Source organism: Nocardioides alcanivorans, assembly GCF_021555175.1.
GTDB lineage: Bacteria > Actinomycetota > Actinomycetes > Propionibacteriales > Nocardioidaceae > Nocardioides > Nocardioides alcanivorans.
Genome location: NZ_JAKGRW010000024.1, coordinates 50,277 through 69,722, shown reverse-complemented (window position 1 = coordinate 69,722; position 19,446 = coordinate 50,277). Strand labels below are relative to the sequence as shown.

Genomic DNA, 19,446 nt, shown 5'->3' with positions numbered 1-19,446 from the left:
GGGCAGTACGTCCCTCAGGAGGACCGAGAAATGTCTGAGCACGCCACCCACCCGAACTCCACAGAACGGCCCGGCCAGGGTCCGCTGGCGGGTGTTCGCGTGGTCGAGTTCGGCCAGCTCATCGCGGCGCCTGGCGCCAGCAACGCGCTGGCCGCGCTGGGCGCCACCGTGGTCAAGATCGAGCCGATCGGCGGCGAGTCCGCACACCACATGGGCCCGTACGGCGCTGCCATCGGCCGGACCTACAACCGCGGCAAGCAGTCGGTCTGCCTGAACCTTCGCTCGGCTGAAGGCCGCGCCCTCGCCAAGCGACTGGTTGCCACCAGTGACGTGCTGGTCCAGAACATGCGACCGGGTGGGATGGACAAGCTCGGCCTCGGCGCCGAGGAGTTGCGAGCGGAGTTTCCCGGCCTCGTCTACGCCTCCGTCAGCGGCTACCCCGCCGGGACCGCCTCGGCCGATCGGGTCGGGCTCGACATCGCCGCCCAGGCCGAGAGCGGGATGATGTCGCTGACCGGCACCGCTGACCGCGAACCGCAGCGGGTCGGCTTCCCCGTCGTGGATGCCGCCACCGCCGACCTCCTCGCCCAGGGAATCCTCGCAGCACTGTTCCGCAAGGAGCGCACCGGCGAAGGCGCCCACGTCCAGCTCTCGCTGCTCGAGGTGGCGATCCACCTCCAGGGCGCCAGCTGGGCCGAGTACGCCGGCACCGGCGTGCTCCCGAGCCGCTCGGGAAACGGCCAGGCCACCGTCGCGCCGGCTGCCGATGTCTTCACCCTCCAGGGCGGCGACATCGTGCTCTCGGCCTACACCGTGGAGCACTGGCGCCGGCTGTGCCAGAGCATCGGCCGACCCGAACTCGAGTCAGATCTGCGCTTCGCGACCAACTCCGACCGAGTAGCCAACCGGGCTGCGATGCGGTCCGAGTTGCAAGCCACCCTCGGCCCCACCGATCGCACCGCAACGCTAGCGATGCTGCGCAGCAACGGCATCGTGGCCGCACCGATCAACACGTTGGCCGACGTACTCGCCACTCCGGCGGTCCACGAAGCCGACATGTTCGCGGACACCCAGGACGGCCGCGGCGTCAGCACTCCACTGCCACGGATGCCGTACCGCTTCGACGGACGCGCCTTCGACTCGGCGAACTCGCCGAAGGCTGGCGGGCACACCCATGAGGCCTTGACCGGCATCGGCCTGACCGATGCCGACATCGATCAACTGGTCGCCGACGGAACCGTGGAGGTGGCCCGATGAACATCCTGGTGGATCACCCGCGTCCCCACGTCCGCCGGATCACGCTGAACCGGCCCGACTCGATGAACGCCTTCACGCTGGACCTGCTCGCCGAGTTCACCGACGCGGTGACCGAGGCCAACCGGGACCGCGACTGCCGCGCACTGGTGGTGACCGGGGCCGGCCGCGGGTTCTGTGCCGGCGTCGACCTGAAGACGCCCGGATTCGAGCCGTTCCTCGACGATCGCGACCCGATTGAGGGACGCACCGAATGGGGCGAGTTCGTCACGGCCGCCCTGATGTCGGTGCGCAACTCCAGCCTGCCGGTGATCGCCGCAGTCAACGGGATCGCCGTCGGCGGCGGGCTCTCGCTGGCCTTGCTCGCGGACATCCGGGTCGCCGGTGCCAGCGCCCGGTTCGCCGACGCCTACATCCGCAACGGCCTCTCCGGCTGCGAGCTCGGCACCTCGTTCCTGCTCCCCGCTTCGTCGGCAACGGTCGGGCGATGGAGCTGATGCTCACCGGCCGGATGGTCGACGCCGACGAGGCCGAACGGATCGGTCTGGTCACCTCGGTGGTGGCCGACGACGAACTGGAAACCACCGCCCTCGACCTGGCCACCTCGATCGCCGCACACTCGCCCTTCTCCGTCGCCATGACGAAGCAGGTGGCCCGCGCCAACCAGGACGCCACCAGCCTCGACCAGGCGATGTTGCTGGAGATGCGCACCCAAATGCTCGCCCTTCACACCGCCGACTGCCGCGAAGCCAGGAGCTCGATCCTGGAACGCCGGCAGCCGCAGTACACCGGCTATCGCAGCCGCTGACCCTCAGGAGAATCACCGTGAACCACGACGAACTCGTCGCGCGGATCAACACCTTCCTCGACACCATTCCCGCTGCCCTTGACGGGGTCGACGGTCTGGTTCCGCGGGCGAAGGCCTACCGCACCGCCCTTCACACGGCCGGACTCGCCGGACTCGACGTACCCACCGAGTACGGCGGCGCCGGCCTGGACGGTGCCGCAGTGGCCACCTTCAGCTCCCTCACCCGGGGCAAACTGCCGCCCGAGGCGGACCTGTTCTTGATCGGCCTCGGGATGGCCATTCCCACCGTGCTGGACCACGGCTCGGAGGAACTGAAGAAGCGGTACGTCGAGCCCGCCCTGCGCGGCGAGGAGATCTGGTGCCAGATGTACTCCGAGCCGGGTGCCGGCTCCGATCTGGCCGGCATGCAGACGCGGGCCACCCGCACCGACGAAGGCTGGGTCCTCAACGGTCAGAAGGTGTGGACGTCGCGAGCAGTTGAGTCCCAGTTCGCGATCTGCCTGGCGCGCACCAACCCGGATGTGCCCAAGCACAAGGGCATCACCATGTTCGTGCTGCCCCTCGAGCAGCCTGGTGTCACCATCCGTCCGATCCAGCAGATCACCGGCGTCAGCGAGTTCAACGAGATCTTCCTCGACAACGCTCTGGTTCCGGCTGACCACGTGGTGGGCGAAGTGGACGCCGGCTGGCGCGTGGCGGTCGCCCTGCTGATGAAGGAGCGGCAGTCGATCGGCAGCGGTGGCGGGCGTCAGCCGGTCGCCTTCCCGGCACTGCTGGATCTGGTCGACACCAGCGACCTGCGTGACGACCCGGCGGTCCGTGCCCAGTTGGCCGACTGCTGGATCGGCCAGCGGCTGGCCAACCTCTTCGACGAGCACCAGGCCCAGTTGGTCCACGCCGGCGAGCCGCTCGGAGCACGCACCTCGATGGGCAAACTGTGGCGCTCCGAGAACGGCCGCCGCGCCACCTCGTTGGTCTCCCGGGTTGCCTACGCCGGCGGCACTTCGTGGAGCCCCGGCGATGACCGTGATCAGTGGACCTTCGCAGTCCTCGACTCCTGTGCGCTGTCCATCGGCGGTGGCACGGACGAGGTGATGAAGAACGGCTTGGCCGAGCAGGTGCTCGGCCTCCCCGTGACCCGTTCTCCAACGACCAGGTGCCCTTCCGCGACCTTCGCGTCGGCACCACGACTTCCTGAGGTGACCTCCATGAATCTGCTTCCCACTTTCGAACAGACGAGCCTCGCCGAGGCGCTGCGCGACGTCCTGGTCGACGGGTCCGACGACGCCACCGTGTGGCGTGCACTGAGTCAGGACCTCGGCGTTGCCGGCATCGGGATCCACGAGGAGCACGGCGGCGCCGGCGGCAGTCTCGCCGACCTGTCCATCGTCTTCACCGAGCTCGGCCGAGCCGTGGCCCAGGACCGGCTGCTGCCGCACGTGATCGGGCTGCGTCTGCTGCTCGGCGCAGGTGAGTCGGGCAGCGATCTCCTCGCCCAGGCTCTCGCTGGCGACGCCGTCATTGCCTGGTCACCTCGCCCCGCGAGCATCCAGTTCGACCCGACTTCCGGCACGGCGACCGGCACCGCGGCCGGTGTGCTCGGTGATGCGGACGCGTCCGTCTTCCTGGTCCCGGTCGACGGCCCCGATGGCGTCGCGATCCTGGCCGTGGCGGCGGGTGCCCCCGGCCTGCAGGTCACCGCACAGACCGGCCTCGACCTGCGCCGTCCCGAAGTGCGTGTGGACCTGGCCAACGCTCCGGCCCGTGCCCTCGGCAACCCCGAGCTGTTCGCCGCTATCGAGCCGGTGGCCGCAGTGCTCCTGGCCGCCAGCCAACTCGGGGCGCCGCCCGCTGCCTCCAGGACGCGGTCGACTACGCCAAGAACCGCTACCAGTTCGGCCGCGCCGTCGGATCCTTCCAGGCGATCAAGCACCGATTGGCCGACACCCTCCAGCAACTGCACAGCGCCGAGATCGCGCTGCGCCGTACCGCCGACCTGGTCGGAGCCAATGCTGCGGAGGCCGTCGAGATGACCGCGCTGTTGCAGGTCGTCGCCAGCGAGACCTACACGGCTGCTGCCCATACCTCGTTGCAGGTGCATGGCGGCATCGGTTTCACCGTCGAGGTCGACTGCCACCTCCACGTACGTCGGGCCCACGCCTCCATGCAGTTGCTGGGGCGCCCCGAAACGCACCGTGCTCGTCTCGCCCACCAACTGCTCGACGCCTGAGGAGGCTCCCCATGCTCATTGACGTTGCCCTCGAGATGGACGACGTGGACTCCGCGGCCGACCAGGCCCGCGTGGCCGAACGCGACGGCTATGCCGGATTCGTGGTCTCGGAGACCAAGCACGACCCGTTCTTCCCCCTGGTCCAGGCCGCGGCCACCACCGAGAAGATCGAACTCGCAACGGCGATCGCCATCGCGTTTGCCCGGACTCCGATGACCCTGGCCAACATCGGTTACGACCTGCAGCGGATCAGCCGAGGACGATTCGTCCTCGGCCTCGGCTCTCAGATCAAGCCTCACGTCGAGAAGCGCTACAGCATGCCGTGGGGCAAGCCGGCCAGCCGGATGCGCGAGATGCTGCAAGCCCTGAATGCGATCTGGTCGGCGTGGGAGAACGGCACCAAGCTCGACTTCCGCAGCGAGTACTACACGCACACGCTGATGACGCCGATGTTCACCCCACCTCGGCACGAGTACGGCGCCCCGCGGGTGCGGCTTGCCGCGGTCGGTGGGTCGATGACCCGGGTGGCCGGCGAACTCGCCGATGGCGTGATCTGTCACCCCTTCACCAGCCCCGACTACCTACGAGCCGTGACCCTTCCTGCCCTGGCCGAGGGCGCAGCGCGCGGCAACCGCGACCTGAGTTCGTTCGAATGCACCGGCATGATGATGATCGGCCTGGCCGAAACCGATGAGGAGTACGCCAAGTCTGCTGCCGCTCTGCGCAAGCAGATCGCGTTCTACGCCTCGACGCCGTCCTACGTCGGTGTCCTGGAGGCCCATGACTGGGGCGACCTGCAGCCGGCTCTCAACGCACTGTCGAAGGAAGGCAAGTGGGACGAGATGGGTGACCTGATCACCGAGGAAATGCTGCACACCTTCGCCGCGCTCGGCACTCCCACCGAGGTCGCCACAGCCGTCAACGACCGATACGGCGATCTGATCACCCGCGCCAGCGTCTACACCCCGCACCCACCTGCGGCCGGGCTCATGACCGAGTTCGTCGCTCACAACAACACGCTCATCCCCGCCTGAGGAGGCATTCCATGTCACGCACCCCACTGCTGAAGTCCGGTCTGTTCAAGTCGGGCGCCGCGCTCGCGCTCATCTCCGCGCTGGCTCTCACCGGCTGCGCCCGGGAGGACAGCGCCTCCAGCTTCCCGAACCGTCCGATCGAGATGGTGATCCCCTACCCGGCCGGTTCCGGCACCGACACCGTCTCCCGGCTGATCGCCGAGACCGTGAACGCCGAGGGCGATCTTGGCGAGAAGATCCAGGTCGTCAACCGGGATGGCGGCAACGGCACGGTCGGCACCAGCGCCGTCGCCAATGCCAAGGCGAACGGCTACACCATCGGCATGCTCCCAGACGGGCCGCTGACCCTGGTTCCCCACGTCGAGAAGCTTTCCTTCGACCCCGACAAGCTGGACCTGCTCACCACCGTCGTCGAGTCATCGGTGATGATCGTCGTCCCCGCCAGCGCGCCGTACAAGTCGCTCGACGACCTGTTCGCCGCCGCGAAGGCCAACCCCGGGAAGCTCACCATGGGCGAGGGTCCGCTCAACTACACGGTCCCGCTCAACATGATCGAGCGCACGGTCGATGTCGATTTCAAGTCGATCCCGGTCGACGGTGACGGCTCGTCGGTCACTGCGCTGCTGGGCAAGAACCTCGACGCATCGATGATGCAGTTGGCCGGCGCGCTGCCCCACCTGAAGGCCGGCAAGTTGCGGGCGCTCGGCATCATGTCGCCCGAAGCGAATCCTCTCGCCCCGGAGATCCCGACCTTCGCCTCCCAGGGATTCGACCTCAAGTGGGCCGCGTTCTACGTGGTCGCAGCGCCGGCCGGCCTGCCCGACGACATCCACGACAAGCTCACTGAGGCCTTCACCAACGCAGTCAAGAGTGACAAGTTCGTCAAGGCCGCTGGCGACATGGGCATGACCGCATCCGCCAGCACCGGCGCCGAAGCAGCTGCCGCTGTCAAGGAGAAGTACGACCTTGCCGCGGAGTACCTGAAGTGACCACCTCACCCAGCAACACCCCCGTGGCCGGTCCGAGCGACCAGGCTGGCCACGGGGTTCGGGTCGTGGACCTCATCACCTCGTGCGTGCTCCTTGCTTCCGGCGTGGCGTTCGTCATCGCGGCCCGCAAAGAGGGCATCGGGTCGATGGATGCACCGGAGTCGGGCTTCTTCCCACTCGTGGTTGGTGTCGTCCTGGTCCTTGCCTCCCTCGGCAGTGTCTTCGAGGACCTCCGCAACTCCGCCACCCAACTGTCGGACGAGGACGAGGAGTTCGGCGGTTCGGCCAACTGGAGTCGCGTCATCGGAGTCGTCGCCGTCGCCGCCGTCGTCGCCGCGCTCGCTTCGATCACCGGGTTCATCACCGGCATCTCGATTGGCCTGTTCGCGATGGCCAAGGTTGCCGGCGTCACTGGCTGGCGGCGTCCGCTGATCCTGGCCGTCTCCTTCGGGGTCGTTTCCTGGCTCGTCTTCGTCTACTGGCTGTTCATCCCGCTCCCCGTCGGCCTCTTCGGAACGGTCTGACCTCCCATGTCTCGCGTTAGGAGAATCCGATGACAGACATCTTCGGAAACTTGGGGGCAGGTTTCGGTGCCTTCACCGACCCGACCTTGCTCTTGCTCGCCCTCGCCGGCGTCACCCTCGGCACCCTGGTCGGCGTACTGCCCGGCATCGGCCCGATCGGTGCCATGTCCGTCCTGCTCGGCGTCACGACCCAGGTCGGCGCGGAAGGTTCGCTCGTCCTGTTCGCCGGCATCTACTTCGGCTCGACGTACGGCGGCTCGACGACCTCCATCCTGATGAACGTCCCCGGCGAAGCGACGTCGGTCGTCACCGCCATCGACGGTCATGCGATGACCAAGAAGGGGCGAGCCGGCGCGGCACTCACCATCGCTGCCGTGTCGTCCTTCATCGCTGGGACCATGGCCGTGGTCATGCTGATGTTCTTCGCCCCGATCCTCGGCGACCTGGCCGTCAAACTCGGCCCGCCCGAGTACATGGCCCTCTGCATCGCCGGTCTGGTGCTGCTGGTGGCCCTGTCCACCGGGTCCACCTCCAAGTCGGTGGCCATGGTCGCTGCCGGACTCGCCATCGCCACCGTCGGCATCGACCCCACTTCCGGGTCGCTGCGCTTCACCTTCGGCTCCACCAACCTCGCCCAGGGTTTCAGCTTCATGGCCCTGGTGATGGGAGTCTTCGGCGTCTCCGAAGCGCTGACCATCGCCGCCCGCAAGTGGCACCCCGAGAAGGTCAAGGCACCGACCATGCGCGAGCTGCTCCCCACCAAGGAGGAAGGACGCCGCGCCCTCCCCCGCGCTGCGCGGCTCCGTGCTCGGCTTCCTGTTCGGTCTGCTCCCCGGACCGTCCTCGGTGCTGTCGACGTTCGCCTCCTACCTCACCGAACGCAAGCTCTCCAAGCACCCCGAAGAGTTCGGCAAGGGTGCCGTCGAAGGCGTGGCCGGCCCCGAAGCGGCCAACAACGCGGCCGCCGGAGCCGCCTTCGTGCCGCTGCTCGTGCTCGGCATCCCGTTCGCTCCGACCATGGCGCTGGTCCTGGCCGCCCTGCTGCTCAACGGCATCGTGCCCGGGCCGACCTTCATCGCCGACCAGCCGGAGCTCTTCTGGATCGTCATTGCTGCGATGTACATGGGCAACGTGATGCTGCTGGTGCTCAACCTGCCGTTGGTGGGCCTGTTCACCCGGCTGCTTGCGATTCCGCCGCAGCTGCTGATGCCGATGATCATCGGGTTGTGCATGGTCGGTGTCTACGCCGAGAACAACTCGATGTTCGACGTCGGCGTCCTGCTGGCATCCGGCCTGATCGGCTTCCTGCTCCGTCGCTCCGGCTTCGTGATGACCGGCTTCGTGCTGGCCGTCGTACTCGCCCCCACCCTCGAGCTCTCGATGCGCCAGACCATGGCGTTCTCGGCTGGCGATAGCACCTACCTGCTGGGCCGTCCGATTGCCATGACCATTCTCGTCATCACCGTCCTGGCAGTACTCCTGCGCTTCGTCCCGTGGCGCCGCGGTGCTGCCGGTGAACCTGCCGAGTTGATCTCACAAGGTTCCGTCGACGGTGCCGCTGCCAGGATGGTGCGCCCCGAGGCGACCGAGGTCCCTTCGCCTTCCAACCACCGAACTTCAGGTGCTGAGAATTCTCAAAGTGGCAACGAGTTCAGCGACGAAACCGAACCCAACGACAGTCTGCCGAGGTCACGATGAGCATGCCGACGAGCCAGAACACCTCCCCTGCGATCGCATACCCCGACGAACCGACTGTGCTGGTCGAACGGCCCAGCCCTGCGGTTGCCGAGGTGGTACTCAACCGGCCACGCCAACGCAACGCACTCTCGTTGGAGATGATCGCAATGCTCCGGGACCGACTCCAGGAGATCACTGCCGACTCATCGGTGGAGGTCATCCTCTTGCGTGGCGCCGGCGGCTGCTTCTGCTCGGGGCTCGACCTCTCCTCGATCGACCCCCAACAGGCACCGGACGAGCTGATCTATCCAGCCCTGTTGTCGGTCCACGCGCAGTTGGCTCGGACCGACCAAGCCATCGTCGTGGCACTTGAGAAGGCAGCCATCAACGGCGGCGCAGCGCTCGCCTTGGCCGGTGACCTGGTGATCGCCGGCGAGACGTCGTTCCTGCGCATCTTCGAACTGTCGATGGGGCTGCGAATCCCGATGAATCTGGCTTGGCTCGCTAGCCGCTACGGCAGCTCAACAGCCATGCAGCTGATACTGGAAGGCAAACCTTGGTTCGGCGAAGACTTACGTCGGCTCGCCGTGGCCTCCCAATCAGTACCGGACGGCGACGTACTCGCCACCGCCCGTCAAGTCGCCGCTCATCTGGGGGCATACCCCGCCGGCGCCATTCGAGCGAACATCGCCTTGATGAAGCAACTACGCGGGCCGATGAGCGAGGAAAGCATCTTCGAACGACTTCCTTCCAGCACAGGCGCAGAACGGTAGCGGAGGGTTTGAGCACGCGAGTGGGACGCAGGGTTCTTCACTCAGCGTCTCGCCCACTGTGGCGATCTGTCAGGCGTTTGCGGCAAGCGCCTAGTTGTAGGCGTGGGCGGATGCGCGAATTGGAGCGCTATATCGCCGCGCAATGGGGCGGTCAACGCTGGTACCGCATTCGCACCGACCCGGCCCCGGCCCGCAAGGTGATCTACCAGGAGGCCTGATCTGGGCGAGTCCAATATGACGGGCGTCCCGGCACCGGGCGACGCTCAATATCGTCTCGACGACGGGAGCGCGCGATGAGTAATGGCCACCGGTGGCCCCGGTTTGTGTACGACGAGGGCGAGGAGCCGGACTACCGGTTCTCGTTCGCCAACGAACGCACGTTCCTCGCATGGATACGTACCTCTCTCGCCCTCCTCGCGGCCGGTGTTGCCGTCGACGTCGTCGACCTGACCCTGAACGATTCAGTTCAGCGTCTGCTGGCGGTGCTTCTAGTCGTGGCCGGCCTGCTGACCGCGGGCGCCTCCTGGGGGCGCTGGGCCTGGGCGGAGCGGGCAATGCGACGACACGAACCGCTGCCGTCCTTCGGGCTTGCAGGTGCGTTCGCCGCGCACGTGGCCGTCGTTGCGGTGATCGCGATGACCGGGTTGCGCTGAATTGTCCAAGCACGATCCAGGCCTCGCGAACGAACGCACAGCCCTGGCCTGGCAACGGACCGCCTTATCGTTGGTGGCCGGTGCAGCGATCGTGGCCCGGTTGACCGCGGACGACGCCGGCACCCTCGTCCTGATCATGCTGGTTTTGGCCGCAGTGCTCGGGCTATGGGTCGTCGTTGAGAGTTCCGCGCGTTACCGCCACTCCACCGGCCGGACGATGCGGCCCCGTGGGCGCGGTGGACGGGCCGCCCTCACGCTGACCGTCGCGATCACGTTGCTCGCACTCGGCGAGTTGTTGGTCATCCTCAGCTGACTCCCGAGAGCCGGAACCGGAGATCGCGCGCGACATGGATGCCGAGGCGCCCGCACCCAGTGTGGCGCAGGTCAGGATCGGCGGCGTCATGCCGACAGACCATCTGGACGGTCTCGATCGGGACGCCCAGATGGGCAGCGGGCTCCGACACCGCAAACTCTGGCTCCAGGCCGGGAACAGGATGGACGAGTTCGCTCAGTGCACGAGCCGGGTCGAGACCCGTTGAGTGGTGTCGAGCGCGCACCTGGTCGGAAACGTGGAAGACCGGGGCGAGATGCTCTCGCACAACCTTTCGGCGTGTTCCGCATGGCTTCCAACAGGAGAGAACCCTGTCTGACCCGCAGTGCTCGGATAAAGGGCGAATTTGTGGTGACGCCGGTAGCGTGTTCCATGAAGACCCCGGAACCATCACTGGCCTCGGTTACATCGCCGGGGTTTCGCCTTCGCCCAGCGTGGCACGACGCGACCTTGGCGCTCGTGGAGCACGTCGCAAGCGTGGTCACTTAAGCGATGCCAAGTGACCAGCGTTGGGCTATCATGGCTCTCATGAGCGAGTCGATGACGATCAATCCGGCGCACCTGTCGGACTCGGACTGGGCGGCACTGCGGGCCTTTGTGGAGTCAGCCAAGTCACGCGGCGAGGTCGTCGACGTCTCGGCTCGGGTCGAGTTGCTCTCTCCCGCCGAGGTCGCCAAGCAATTGGGCATGTCCCGGTCGACGGTGCTGCGACGTATTGCCGAGGGCGACCTGGCTGCAACGAAGGTCGGCACGCACCACCGCATCTCCTTGGCCGAGTTCGAGCGATACAGCCACAAGTTGATGCGACAGATGGCCGAGGCAAAGGCCACGGACATCGAGGCCGAGCTGTTCGGTGAGTGAGTCCGCGGTCCTGTTCCCTGGACGCGAACACACTCGCCTCACCGGTCACCCGGACCCTTGTGGTCGCTGGTGCCCGCGCCGACGGATTCCGGGTCGCCTGGTCGGCTCACGTCGAGGCGGAGGCGGACCGTCACGCGCGAGTTGCGGCGTCACGGATCTCGACGGTGCGAGCCGACATCCTGGGCATGGAGTTGTCGCCGTCCGCGGCCAGCACGGAGGGACTGGTGACGGTCTCGATTGAACTTCGTCAGGTCGTGGCGGATTCGGTCCGGGCTGGAGCGCGGTATCTGATCACGATCGACGTCGACGACTTCGCTTTCGAGGACTTGGCCGCGAGCGAGATGAGCGCGGTCAACCCGGACTACTTCATGGCATTGCGGTTCACGGAGTACGCGTATAAAGAAGGCGTCAGCCTGCTCGCGGGGGTTGCCAAGAATCCGCCGCGCACCGAGGCGAAGGTGCATTGCATGCTCGGCCGGCGCCACACACATCTGACAACGCGGTTCGGTGACATCTATGAGTCAGCACCGGTTCAGGCAGATCGAGATCAGCCGAGCATCCTGTTCAGGGGTGTCGCCTGCCTACGATGCGACTCGCACCTCGATGACGAGGACGGACGCCGCCTCGGACTCTGCGCCGACACCGGGGACGCTGACCTGAGAGGGCCAGATCGAGCTCTATTACGACATCTGATTTAGGGGTTTTCACCCTCTGTCAGTAGTTGTCAAAAACGGCCCCTGAACTGCACAAACGTCTTTCGGCGTCTGTCAGCGTCAGGGGCCGTTTTTCGGTGGCCTGCGGCCCCACTGCGGCCCCAGAGAGTGCTCGCATGGCACGGAACGTGGCGCGCACCTGACAGGCATGACCCTCTCCATTCATTCCCCCGATGAGCTGATCGCCGCCGTCCCGCACCTGCTCGGATTCAAAGCCGAGGAGTCGATCGTGTTCGTACCACTGCGTCCCGACCTGCCTCTCGCCCGAGTCGATCTGCCCACCACCGCCCGCCAACGCGATGAAGTCTGGGGTGCCATCCGCGGCGCCTTCAGTCGGTACGTCCAACCCGGCGCCAGTGTCGCCATCGTCTGCATGACCCACGACCAGCAGGCCGCCGAACTCATTGGCCACGACCTCGCCGTCCGACTCGCTGGCATCGGCATCGACACGCCGCTGAAGCTGTCGGCCGATGACACCCGCTGGTACGACCTCGACAGCGACGACTCCGGCCTACAGACGGAATCAGCTCGCGATCAACTGGCCGCCACCACCGTGCTGGCCGGGCGAGCGCAGCCAGTGAGCAATCGTGACGCCATCGCCGCCTCGTTGGTTCGCGACCGCGAGCCGGTAGCGAACCTCATGCCCGAGACACGGGCGGAGTCCGCTCAGAGCACGCAAAACAGGGAAGGGCAGTGGGCCCTTGGGCGGCTCCAACAATTCCACGCGGACGGCATCCGACTCACCGACCGTGACGCGGCCCGTCTCCTTGTCGCAGCCGAATCCATCCCCATCCGAGACGCCCTCTGGAACGACATCGGCCGCGACAACGCCGGCTCGCACACTGAATCGCACTGGGTTTCGTTCCTATGCGTTCCCTTGGACAGCGAGTGCTGGCCGGGATGATTCTTGGGCAGCGTAGTACGCGGCCTCGACCTCGAGCGGGGTGCGCATGTCGAGCTCCCCGTGAAGGCGTTGGTTGTTCCACCACCACACGTACTCCAGCGTCGCGAGCTCGACCTGCTCGATCGTGCGCCACGGCCCGCGCCGTCTGATGAGTTCGGTCTTGTAGAGCCCGTTGACGGCCTCGGCCAGCGCGTTATCGAAGGAGTCGCCGACGGTGCCCGTGGAGGGCTTCGCGCCGAGTTCGCCGATTCGGTCGGTGTAGACGATCGAGAGGTAGTTCGAGCCGTGGTCGGCGTGATGGACCAGCCCGGTCAGATCGACCGCGCCCTCGCGCTTTGCGTCCCACGCGGCCATGTCGAGCGCCTGCAAGGGAGGATGTCGGCCTTCAACGTCGCGGCGACGTTCCACCCGACGATCCGGCGTGAGTAGACGTCGGTCACGAACGCCACGTAGGCGAACCCCGACCAGGTCGCGACGTAGGTGATGTCGGCAACCCATAGCCGCCGCGGCGCGGGCGCGTGGAAGCGCCGTTGGACCAAGTCGGCCGGCTTCACCGCCGCCGGATCCGGCTTCGTGGTGAACACCTTCTTCGACCGCTTCACCCCACGAACGTCGGCGAGTTTCATCAGCCGAGCGGTCTGATCGCGACCGATCTCCCAGCCCTGGCGTCGCATCAGGGCGTGCATCTTCCGGACCCCGTAGACGCCGTAGTTCTCGACGTGCAACCGGGCGATCTCCGGCACCAGCAACTCGTCCTTCAACGACCGCGCCGACGGGGCTCTGGTCTTCGCGGCCCGGTAGCCACGGGAGGTGATGAACCCACGAACTGCCGGACGCAGCACCCGGCAGATGGCCTCGACCCCGAACTGATCCTTGTGCTCGTCGATGTAGCGGATCATCTCGTCGTGGGGCGGTCGAGTTCCTTGGCGAAAAACACTGAGGCGGACTTCAAGATCTCGTTCGCCCTGCGGAGCTCGGCTACCTCACGCTTGAGGCGCTTGATCTCCTCCGCCTCATCCGTCGTGGTCCCGGGCCGCTTCCCGGCGTCGACCTCAGCACGGTGGACCCACAGCCGCAGGGTCTCGACGTTCATCCCCAGCAACCCCGCGACGTGCCGCAACGCTGCCGTCTCGTGCGGGTGCTCCGGGCGGACCTCAGCGACCATCCGCACTGCCCGCTCACGCATCTCGTTCGTATACCTGGCCATCGTTCCCATCCTGACTGATCAAGCGGAACGAAACCCAGTGCGATTCACACCGCACTGTGGACAGATCTGACCAGCAGGGCGCCCGATGAAGTCCGCGCTGCTCCCGCCTCGCTGCTGGGCTTCGCGGCCTGGCAAAATGGAAACGGCGCCCTGGCTTGGTGCGCCCTCGACCAAGTCCCCCAAGACAGCTCGTACGCCCTCGCCAATCTCGTGGCCGCAGCCGTCCAGACCGGCATGCATCCGCATCAGTGGGAGCCGTCGAAGTCGCTCTCGACGGAGCGAGCAGCGGAGGCGTTCGTGGCGCCTCAGGCGTCAGCAGAGCACGGCACCACACGCCCAGCGATGGGAATGTGAGTTGACGTCATGAACATCCCCTACCGCCGTCGGCCACCCGTAAGCCTCTTGGAGCGCGCACTCGCGCGTCTCGTGGCGCGGCGACATCTTTCCGCATCACCAGCCACCCGACTCGACCTCGTCCCCGACGTCGACCTGGAGCTCAGGCAGGCTTAAAGTGCGCTGCTCAGGGCTCGTCGTCCAGAACTGAGGTCGCGGCGTGGCACACGCTCAGGGCGCTAGGAACCTCCGAGAATAGAGCCATCATGATCTCAAAGGTTGTTATTCACGGCTACCGCAAGTTCCGTCAGTTCGCCATCACGCCCGATCCAACGACGAACATCATCGTCGGCGACAACGAGACCGGTAAGTCGACCTTGCTAGAGGCAATCACCTTGGCTCTCAGCGGACGGATCGACGGCCGTTGGGCAAACGAGGAGCTCAATCCGTACTGGTTCAACGCCGATGCGGTGCGCGACTACCTCGATGCCTACGCGAAGGACTCGCAGGTGCCCGCGCCGACGATCTGCATCGAACTCTACTTCGACTCCTTGGACTCCGACGTTCAGCGGATGCGCGGGGTCCACAACTCCCTTCGACTTGACTTTCCTGGGACCAAACTTGAGGTCGTCCTCAACCCTGACTATGACGAGGAGTTCGCGGCCTACATGGCGGATCCTGACCGACCGGATGTCCTGCCGACTGAGTACTTCGAGGCATTGTGGAAGGACTTCAACGACATGCCGCTGCGCCGGCGCCCGACCGCCCTGGGACTGTCGGTGATCGACTCACGCACGATCCGGTCGAAGGCAGGAGTCGACTACCACACACGAGAGATACTCAGCTCGTTCCTCGAGCCGAAGGAGCGGGCGGCGATCTCGGTGGCCCATCGCAAGTCACGCTACGAGTTGACTTCTTCAGCCCTCAAAGGCCTCAATGAGAAGGTGCGTGAGGGGTCTGAGAAACTTCACGATGCCCCACTCGGCTTGACGATGGACCAGTCCGCTCGCGCGTCCTGGGAGGCCGGGGTAGTCCCTGCGGTAGACGACATTCCGTTCGCCATGTCCGGGCAGGGCCAGCAGGCTTCGATCAAGGTGGCGTTAGCGATGAAACGGCGCGCCGAATCTGCCCGCACAGTGCTGATCGAGGAACCCGAAACTCATCTTGCCTACAGCCGCCTCCACAAGTTAATCGACCGGGTCGAGACCCTCGCAGGCGAGAGCCAGCAACTGTTCGTGACCACTCATAGCTCCTTCGTCCTCAACCGTCTTGGCCTCAACAAGTTGATCTGCCTACGCGGCGACGACCCAACCCGCATCAGCGACCTGGACGATGGAACCGTCTCCTACTTCAAGCACTTATCGGGCTACGACACTCTGCGTCTCGCTTTAGCTACCCGGCTAGTTCTCGTTGAGGGCCCGTCCGACGAGATGATCTTCAAGCGGGGCTACTTCGACCGGTTCCAGAAGTCTCCCGAGTCGGATGGCATCGACGTTATCTCCATGAACGGGATTACCTTCAAGCGGGCACTTGAACTCTGCGCTCGCCTCGACCGCGACGTCGTAGCTCTCCAGGACAACGATGGGAGCCCAGTTTCCGAGATCCTTCAGGAACTCACCGAGCACATGTCGGATATCCGACGGATGTTCGTCGGCGACCCTTCGCTCGGCAAGACACTTGAACCACAGCTGATCACAGCTAACGGCGTCGAACACATGCGGACGGTGCTTGGGCTGCGCAAGCAGGACAATCCAGAGACATGGATGCCGAACCACAAGACCGAAGGCGCCCTGCGAATCCTTGAGTCACAGGAGGCAGTGGTGATGCCGAACTACATCAAGCAGGCGATCGAGCACTTCGCATGAACCGCGCGATCTTGGCTGTCGCTGGCGGACGTAAGACCCAGTCGATCGTCGACGACTGCAAGTCGTGTCCAGACGACCGCCGTATCCTGGTGCTCGGCTACACCACAGCAAGCCAAGACGAGCTCGCGACTCGCATCAGGGCGGCCGGCGCCGATGGCCGGCGGATAGAGGTGATGGGTTGGTTCGCCTTCCTCCTCCAACACCTAGTCCGCCCCTACCTCCCCTCCTCTACCCAGATCGTCGATTAGCCGGACTCAACTTCGATGGTGATCCCGGACGCTATGCGAAGGGCGAAGTGCGGTTCCTTGATGCCAGCAACCGTGCCTACAAACTTCATCTAGCCAAGCTCGCCCACGACGTCATGGCAGCCAGCAACAGCGCCGCGATTGACCGCTTGGAAAACATCTACGACGAGATCTACATCGACGAGGTGCAAGATCTTGGCGGGTGGGATCTTGACGTCGTGGAAGCCCTTTTGCGGTCAAGGTTGACCATCACGATGGTCGGCGACATGCGGCAGGCACTGCTGTCCACCAACGTCAGAGACCCCAAGAACGCGAAATACCGCAAAGATAAGATCTTTGCTTGGTTCCAGTTGATGGAAAGCAGGAAGCTTCTCAAGATCACACAGGCACCAACGACCTACCGCTCAAGCCAGATCATAGCGACTCTGTCGGACTCCATCTTCGATCCGGCTCTCGGTTACGCACCGACCGTCTCGGCATCAACAGACACGCATCCGCACGCCGGGCTCTTCACCGTCCGGGAATCCGACGCCGTCGAGTACACCCAAAGGCACGCGGCGCTCTGCCTCCGTCACAGCAAGGCAGTTGCCAAGCATCTGGACCTTCCCTTCCTCACTTTCGGCGTAGCCAAAGGCCGCACCGTCGACCACGTGGTGATCTACCCGACCGCGAAGGCACTCAAGTTCCTTACCGTTGGCATCCAGCTCGAGGGCCTAGCCGCCTGCGCCCTCTACATCGGTGTCACCCGTGCCAGGCACAGCGTCGCCTTCATCACCGACCAAAGCATTCCAAACCTCACCGCTTGGACCGATGATTCACAAACCTCCTCGTGCTCGGGAACATGAAACCGTCAAGAGTCTGTGCAACCGATCGCGGGGCGGTACCGCATTTGCTCAGCAAATCAGCCGTTTGCGGATAGTATGGGGGCAACTCCCATCTGATCGCGTAGCAGTCCCCGGCACCCCTCGAATGGTTCGCCTTCCTCAACCCAAGATCGACTCGAATTCGCTTCGAGCTTCCGTGGTTTGCGTGTAATCGCAGCTCGAGTAGCAGCCAATGGCGCCCCTGCTGCTGGAAATCGCGATTCATAGCCGGTGAGGCCGACCGCTTTCCTATCCCAATCGCGTCACCTAATGACGACCAGCCGGGGTCGGGAGTCGTCATCACCAAGGATCTGCCGGACACGTCGAGGCTTCCACCCCAATTGTTTGGCGAGTCCAACCTGAGTGAGCCCTCCGGTTTCAGCGAGATCGAAGGCAGCCTTCAACATGGACGGCACCTCGCCTTCATACAGGCGGATCGGGCGATGCTGGACCGGGTTCTGCGCGAGCCGAATATAGGCCCGGCGTGCCGTGCTCTCGCTGATCAATCCGAGTTCCTGGCTTCGGAAGACGAGCATCTTCACCGAAACACCCCACCGCTCACTTAGTTCTGTCAACTGAGCGAAGTTCAGTCGCCGCGGCAACACCCCAGCCATGACAGCAGAAGGGGTCAGGAACTCAGCGGCGAAGGCGTCGGCCTCCTTCTCCAACCACACGTCGCCCGTCAACTCGCCGTTGTGCAGGACCAGGTGCCCTAGTTCGTGCGCGGCACTGAACCGGTGCCGGAACACGTCGTCTGCTCGATCTGGGGTCAGCACCATCAACGGACGTCCGAACGTCAGAGTCGAGTAGGCGTCGATCCGTGCCTTGGTTTGCTCCGTTCGGGGTGCGAGTGCGGCGACGATCCCGTTGGACTCGATGTGGGAGACGAGGTGCCCCATCGGTTCGACCCCCAGACCCCAGGCAGCGCGGACCGCTTGTGCTGCTCGCTGGGCGCGTTCGGGACCGCTCGAACCGAGTGGTGTCTCGGGGAGGCGCACGTCTGGGAAGCGAACGTACGTCTCCAGCGCATGAGAAATTTCCCACAGCTGTTCAGCGAACGCCGTCGCGTGAAGACGCTGCTTCGCAGTGGTGGCACGCAAGCTCTCGAAATACGTGTCGCCGACCTCCAACCTCAGCAGAGGACGTCCAGCCGCGAAGAACTCCTCGTCTACGTCCAATGCCATGGCTAGCTTGGCCAACGTGTCGGGACGCGGCACCGAGACGCCGGATTCGTACTGACCGACGGCGGTGGGCGTGACTCCACTCAGCTTGGCGACCTCGGTCTTCGTCAATAGGGCGAGTTGACGCGCCTGACGCAAGCGATCGGGTTGGAACGCAAACATACTCACGCCCGCCCAACAGCGGTACGCGAGTCCTGCATCATTTGTCGCCCTCGTTCGTCTTGTCCTTGCGCACAAGAGAGAGCGGGCATCGGGGTGGGCGTGTCGGCGAACGACGTCGAAGCGGTGACCAGACCCGGATTCTGAGTGACCTCAGCGCGGAGGTTCAGAGTCTCGCTGGGACCCCACACTATGAATCCGTCTTGGTCGAGCTTTCCCTCTCCAACATGGATGAGTCGGACTCCACCGGTCACGGATGCCAAGACCGCAACGAACACGACGCCGCTGGCGTTGGTGTTCAGCAGGCTCTGAGCCAACTCCGCGCGGTCCCGTGCACGTTGCATGGCTACCTGCTCAGACTCCAACTCCTGCGCGTCATCAAAAAGGTCGACCTCCACGAATAAAGGTGCCCCAAGGTCCCCGAGATGACGGCGGAAGTCGGAGGCGCCCACCCGAATGGTGCCGGGTTGGAGGTCAACGATGTCTTTGATCTTGACGGGGACGATCAGTTGGTTCTTCCAGGTCACCAGTTGATAGCGGAAACCAGTGAGCTTCGTCAGAGTCGCCCCGGGCACAGCATCACACATGCGGGCGATGCTGTGCCGGTGTAATGCGCCCCAGAACGAGGTTCCGAACACATCATTGGTGTCTGACTCTGCAGCTTCGTGAGCCAGGACGGACTTCCTGTGGGCCGACCTCGCAATGTCGACGAGCGCAACCTCGGCTTCTGCCGCGCGCTCTCCGAAGAAGTCCTGCATGAAATCACTGTTGGCGGCCATGAAATTCTGCCCGTAGACGGCCACGAAGTTGCCCGCTGGCGGTCATGAAACCTGCCCGGTAGC

Annotated in this window: 18 protein-coding genes and 5 pseudogenes; 19 read left to right on the top strand and 4 right to left on the bottom strand. The window is 65.1% G+C overall.

Annotated features, from left to right (window positions below; translation table 11 throughout):
- Positions 1 to 30 precede the first annotated feature (30 nt).
- The 15 genes and pseudogenes from L1066_RS13540 to L1066_RS13475 all read left to right on the top strand — a co-directional run bounded on the left by L1066_RS13540 (position 31) and on the right by L1066_RS13475 (position 12,751).
- Positions 31 to 1,257, top strand: a complete 1,227-nt coding sequence (locus L1066_RS13540; RefSeq protein WP_235736827.1) for a CaiB/BaiF CoA transferase family protein — start codon at positions 31 to 33, stop codon at positions 1,255 to 1,257.
- Complete coding sequence (locus L1066_RS26775; protein ID WP_283095423.1) at positions 1,254 to 1,751, top strand: enoyl-CoA hydratase-related protein; 498 nt, start codon at positions 1,254 to 1,256, stop codon at positions 1,749 to 1,751. The genes L1066_RS13540 and L1066_RS26775 overlap by 4 nt, the downstream gene beginning before the upstream one ends.
- Positions 1,742 to 2,062, top strand: coding sequence for an enoyl-CoA hydratase/isomerase family protein (locus L1066_RS26770; RefSeq protein WP_283095428.1), 321 nt, complete (start codon positions 1,742 to 1,744; stop codon positions 2,060 to 2,062). Before L1066_RS26775 ends, L1066_RS26770 begins: the two co-directional genes overlap by 10 nt.
- Before the next feature lie 17 nt (positions 2,063 to 2,079).
- Positions 2,080 to 3,480, top strand: a pseudogene (locus L1066_RS13530) (acyl-CoA dehydrogenase family protein); the annotation flags it as partial.
- Positions 3,481 to 3,956: 476 nt separating this feature from the next.
- Positions 3,957 to 4,292, top strand: a pseudogene (locus L1066_RS13525) (acyl-CoA dehydrogenase family protein); the annotation flags it as partial.
- A gap of 11 nt (positions 4,293 to 4,303) precedes the next feature.
- Positions 4,304 to 5,326 carry a TIGR03617 family F420-dependent LLM class oxidoreductase gene (locus L1066_RS13520; protein WP_235736826.1) on the top strand — a complete coding sequence of 341 codons (1,023 nt, stop codon included), beginning with the start codon at positions 4,304 to 4,306 and terminating at the stop codon, positions 5,324 to 5,326.
- 11 nt (positions 5,327 to 5,337) lie between these two features.
- On the top strand, positions 5,338 to 6,315 hold the full coding sequence (locus L1066_RS13515; protein WP_235736825.1) for a tripartite tricarboxylate transporter substrate binding protein: 978 nt from the start codon (positions 5,338 to 5,340) through the stop codon (positions 6,313 to 6,315).
- Complete coding sequence (locus tag L1066_RS13510; protein ID WP_235736824.1) at positions 6,312 to 6,839, top strand: tripartite tricarboxylate transporter TctB family protein; 528 nt, start codon at positions 6,312 to 6,314, stop codon at positions 6,837 to 6,839. The genes L1066_RS13515 and L1066_RS13510 overlap by 4 nt, the downstream gene beginning before the upstream one ends.
- Before the next feature lie 29 nt (positions 6,840 to 6,868).
- Positions 6,869 to 8,537, top strand: a pseudogene (locus L1066_RS28670) (tripartite tricarboxylate transporter permease).
- Between the two features lie 2 nt (positions 8,538 to 8,539).
- Positions 8,540 to 9,289: an enoyl-CoA hydratase/isomerase family protein gene (locus L1066_RS13500; RefSeq protein WP_235736823.1), complete on the top strand. Its 750-nt coding sequence runs from the start codon at positions 8,540 to 8,542 to the stop codon at positions 9,287 to 9,289.
- Positions 9,290 to 9,582: 293 nt separating this feature from the next.
- A complete protein-coding gene (locus tag L1066_RS13495; protein ID WP_235736822.1) occupies positions 9,583 to 9,942 on the top strand; it encodes a YidH family protein in 360 nt (119 codons plus the stop codon).
- Position 9,943: 1 nt separating this feature from the next.
- Positions 9,944 to 10,255, top strand: a complete 312-nt coding sequence (locus L1066_RS13490) for a DUF202 domain-containing protein (RefSeq protein ID WP_283095421.1) — start codon at positions 9,944 to 9,946, stop codon at positions 10,253 to 10,255.
- A gap of 546 nt (positions 10,256 to 10,801) precedes the next feature.
- Positions 10,802 to 11,134 (top strand): helix-turn-helix domain-containing protein, encoded by a 333-nt coding sequence (locus tag L1066_RS13485; protein WP_235736820.1) that lies wholly within the window; start codon positions 10,802 to 10,804, stop codon positions 11,132 to 11,134.
- A 164-nt stretch (positions 11,135 to 11,298) separates the two neighbouring features.
- Positions 11,299 to 11,832, top strand: a complete 534-nt coding sequence (locus L1066_RS13480; protein WP_235736819.1) for a hypothetical protein — start codon at positions 11,299 to 11,301, stop codon at positions 11,830 to 11,832.
- A gap of 163 nt (positions 11,833 to 11,995) precedes the next feature.
- Positions 11,996 to 12,751 carry a DUF4192 family protein gene (locus tag L1066_RS13475; RefSeq protein WP_235736818.1) on the top strand — a complete coding sequence of 252 codons (756 nt, stop codon included), beginning with the start codon at positions 11,996 to 11,998 and terminating at the stop codon, positions 12,749 to 12,751.
- Here L1066_RS13475 and L1066_RS13470 read toward each other — a convergent pair.
- Positions 12,713 to 13,967: pseudogene (locus L1066_RS13470) on the bottom strand (IS3 family transposase). The gene L1066_RS13475 and the pseudogene L1066_RS13470 overlap by 39 nt on opposite strands.
- Before the next feature lie 33 nt (positions 13,968 to 14,000).
- On the opposite strand from L1066_RS13470, the gene L1066_RS13465 reads away from it, so the two are divergent.
- The 4 genes from L1066_RS13465 (at position 14,001) to L1066_RS13450 (ending at position 17,246) form a co-directional block, all read left to right on the top strand.
- Positions 14,001 to 14,312 carry a DUF4192 family protein gene (locus L1066_RS13465; RefSeq protein ID WP_312007789.1) on the top strand — a complete coding sequence of 104 codons (312 nt, stop codon included), beginning with the start codon at positions 14,001 to 14,003 and terminating at the stop codon, positions 14,310 to 14,312.
- Between the two features lie 245 nt (positions 14,313 to 14,557).
- Positions 14,558 to 16,156, top strand: coding sequence for an ATP-dependent nuclease (locus L1066_RS13460; RefSeq protein WP_235736817.1), 1,599 nt, complete (start codon positions 14,558 to 14,560; stop codon positions 16,154 to 16,156).
- Entirely contained in the window at positions 16,153 to 16,404 is a 252-nt protein-coding gene (locus L1066_RS13455) for a hypothetical protein (protein WP_235736816.1), read from the top strand. Before L1066_RS13460 ends, L1066_RS13455 begins: the two co-directional genes overlap by 4 nt.
- 47 nt (positions 16,405 to 16,451) lie before the next feature.
- Entirely contained in the window at positions 16,452 to 17,246 is a 795-nt protein-coding gene (locus L1066_RS13450) for a UvrD-helicase domain-containing protein (RefSeq protein WP_235736815.1), read from the top strand.
- Between the two features lie 281 nt (positions 17,247 to 17,527).
- Here L1066_RS13450 and L1066_RS13445 read toward each other — a convergent pair whose 3' ends face one another.
- The 3 genes and pseudogenes from L1066_RS13445 to L1066_RS13440 form a co-directional block, all read right to left on the bottom strand.
- Positions 17,528 to 18,394 (bottom strand): ImmA/IrrE family metallo-endopeptidase, encoded by an 867-nt coding sequence (locus tag L1066_RS13445; protein ID WP_235736814.1) that lies wholly within the window; start codon positions 18,392 to 18,394, stop codon positions 17,528 to 17,530.
- Between the two features lie 36 nt (positions 18,395 to 18,430).
- A pseudogene (locus L1066_RS28665) lies at positions 18,431 to 18,607 on the bottom strand (helix-turn-helix domain-containing protein); the annotation flags it as partial.
- A gap of 2 nt (positions 18,608 to 18,609) precedes the next feature.
- Positions 18,610 to 19,407, bottom strand: a complete 798-nt coding sequence (locus L1066_RS13440) for a hypothetical protein (protein ID WP_235736813.1) — start codon at positions 19,405 to 19,407, stop codon at positions 18,610 to 18,612.
- Positions 19,408 to 19,446 lie beyond the last annotated feature (39 nt).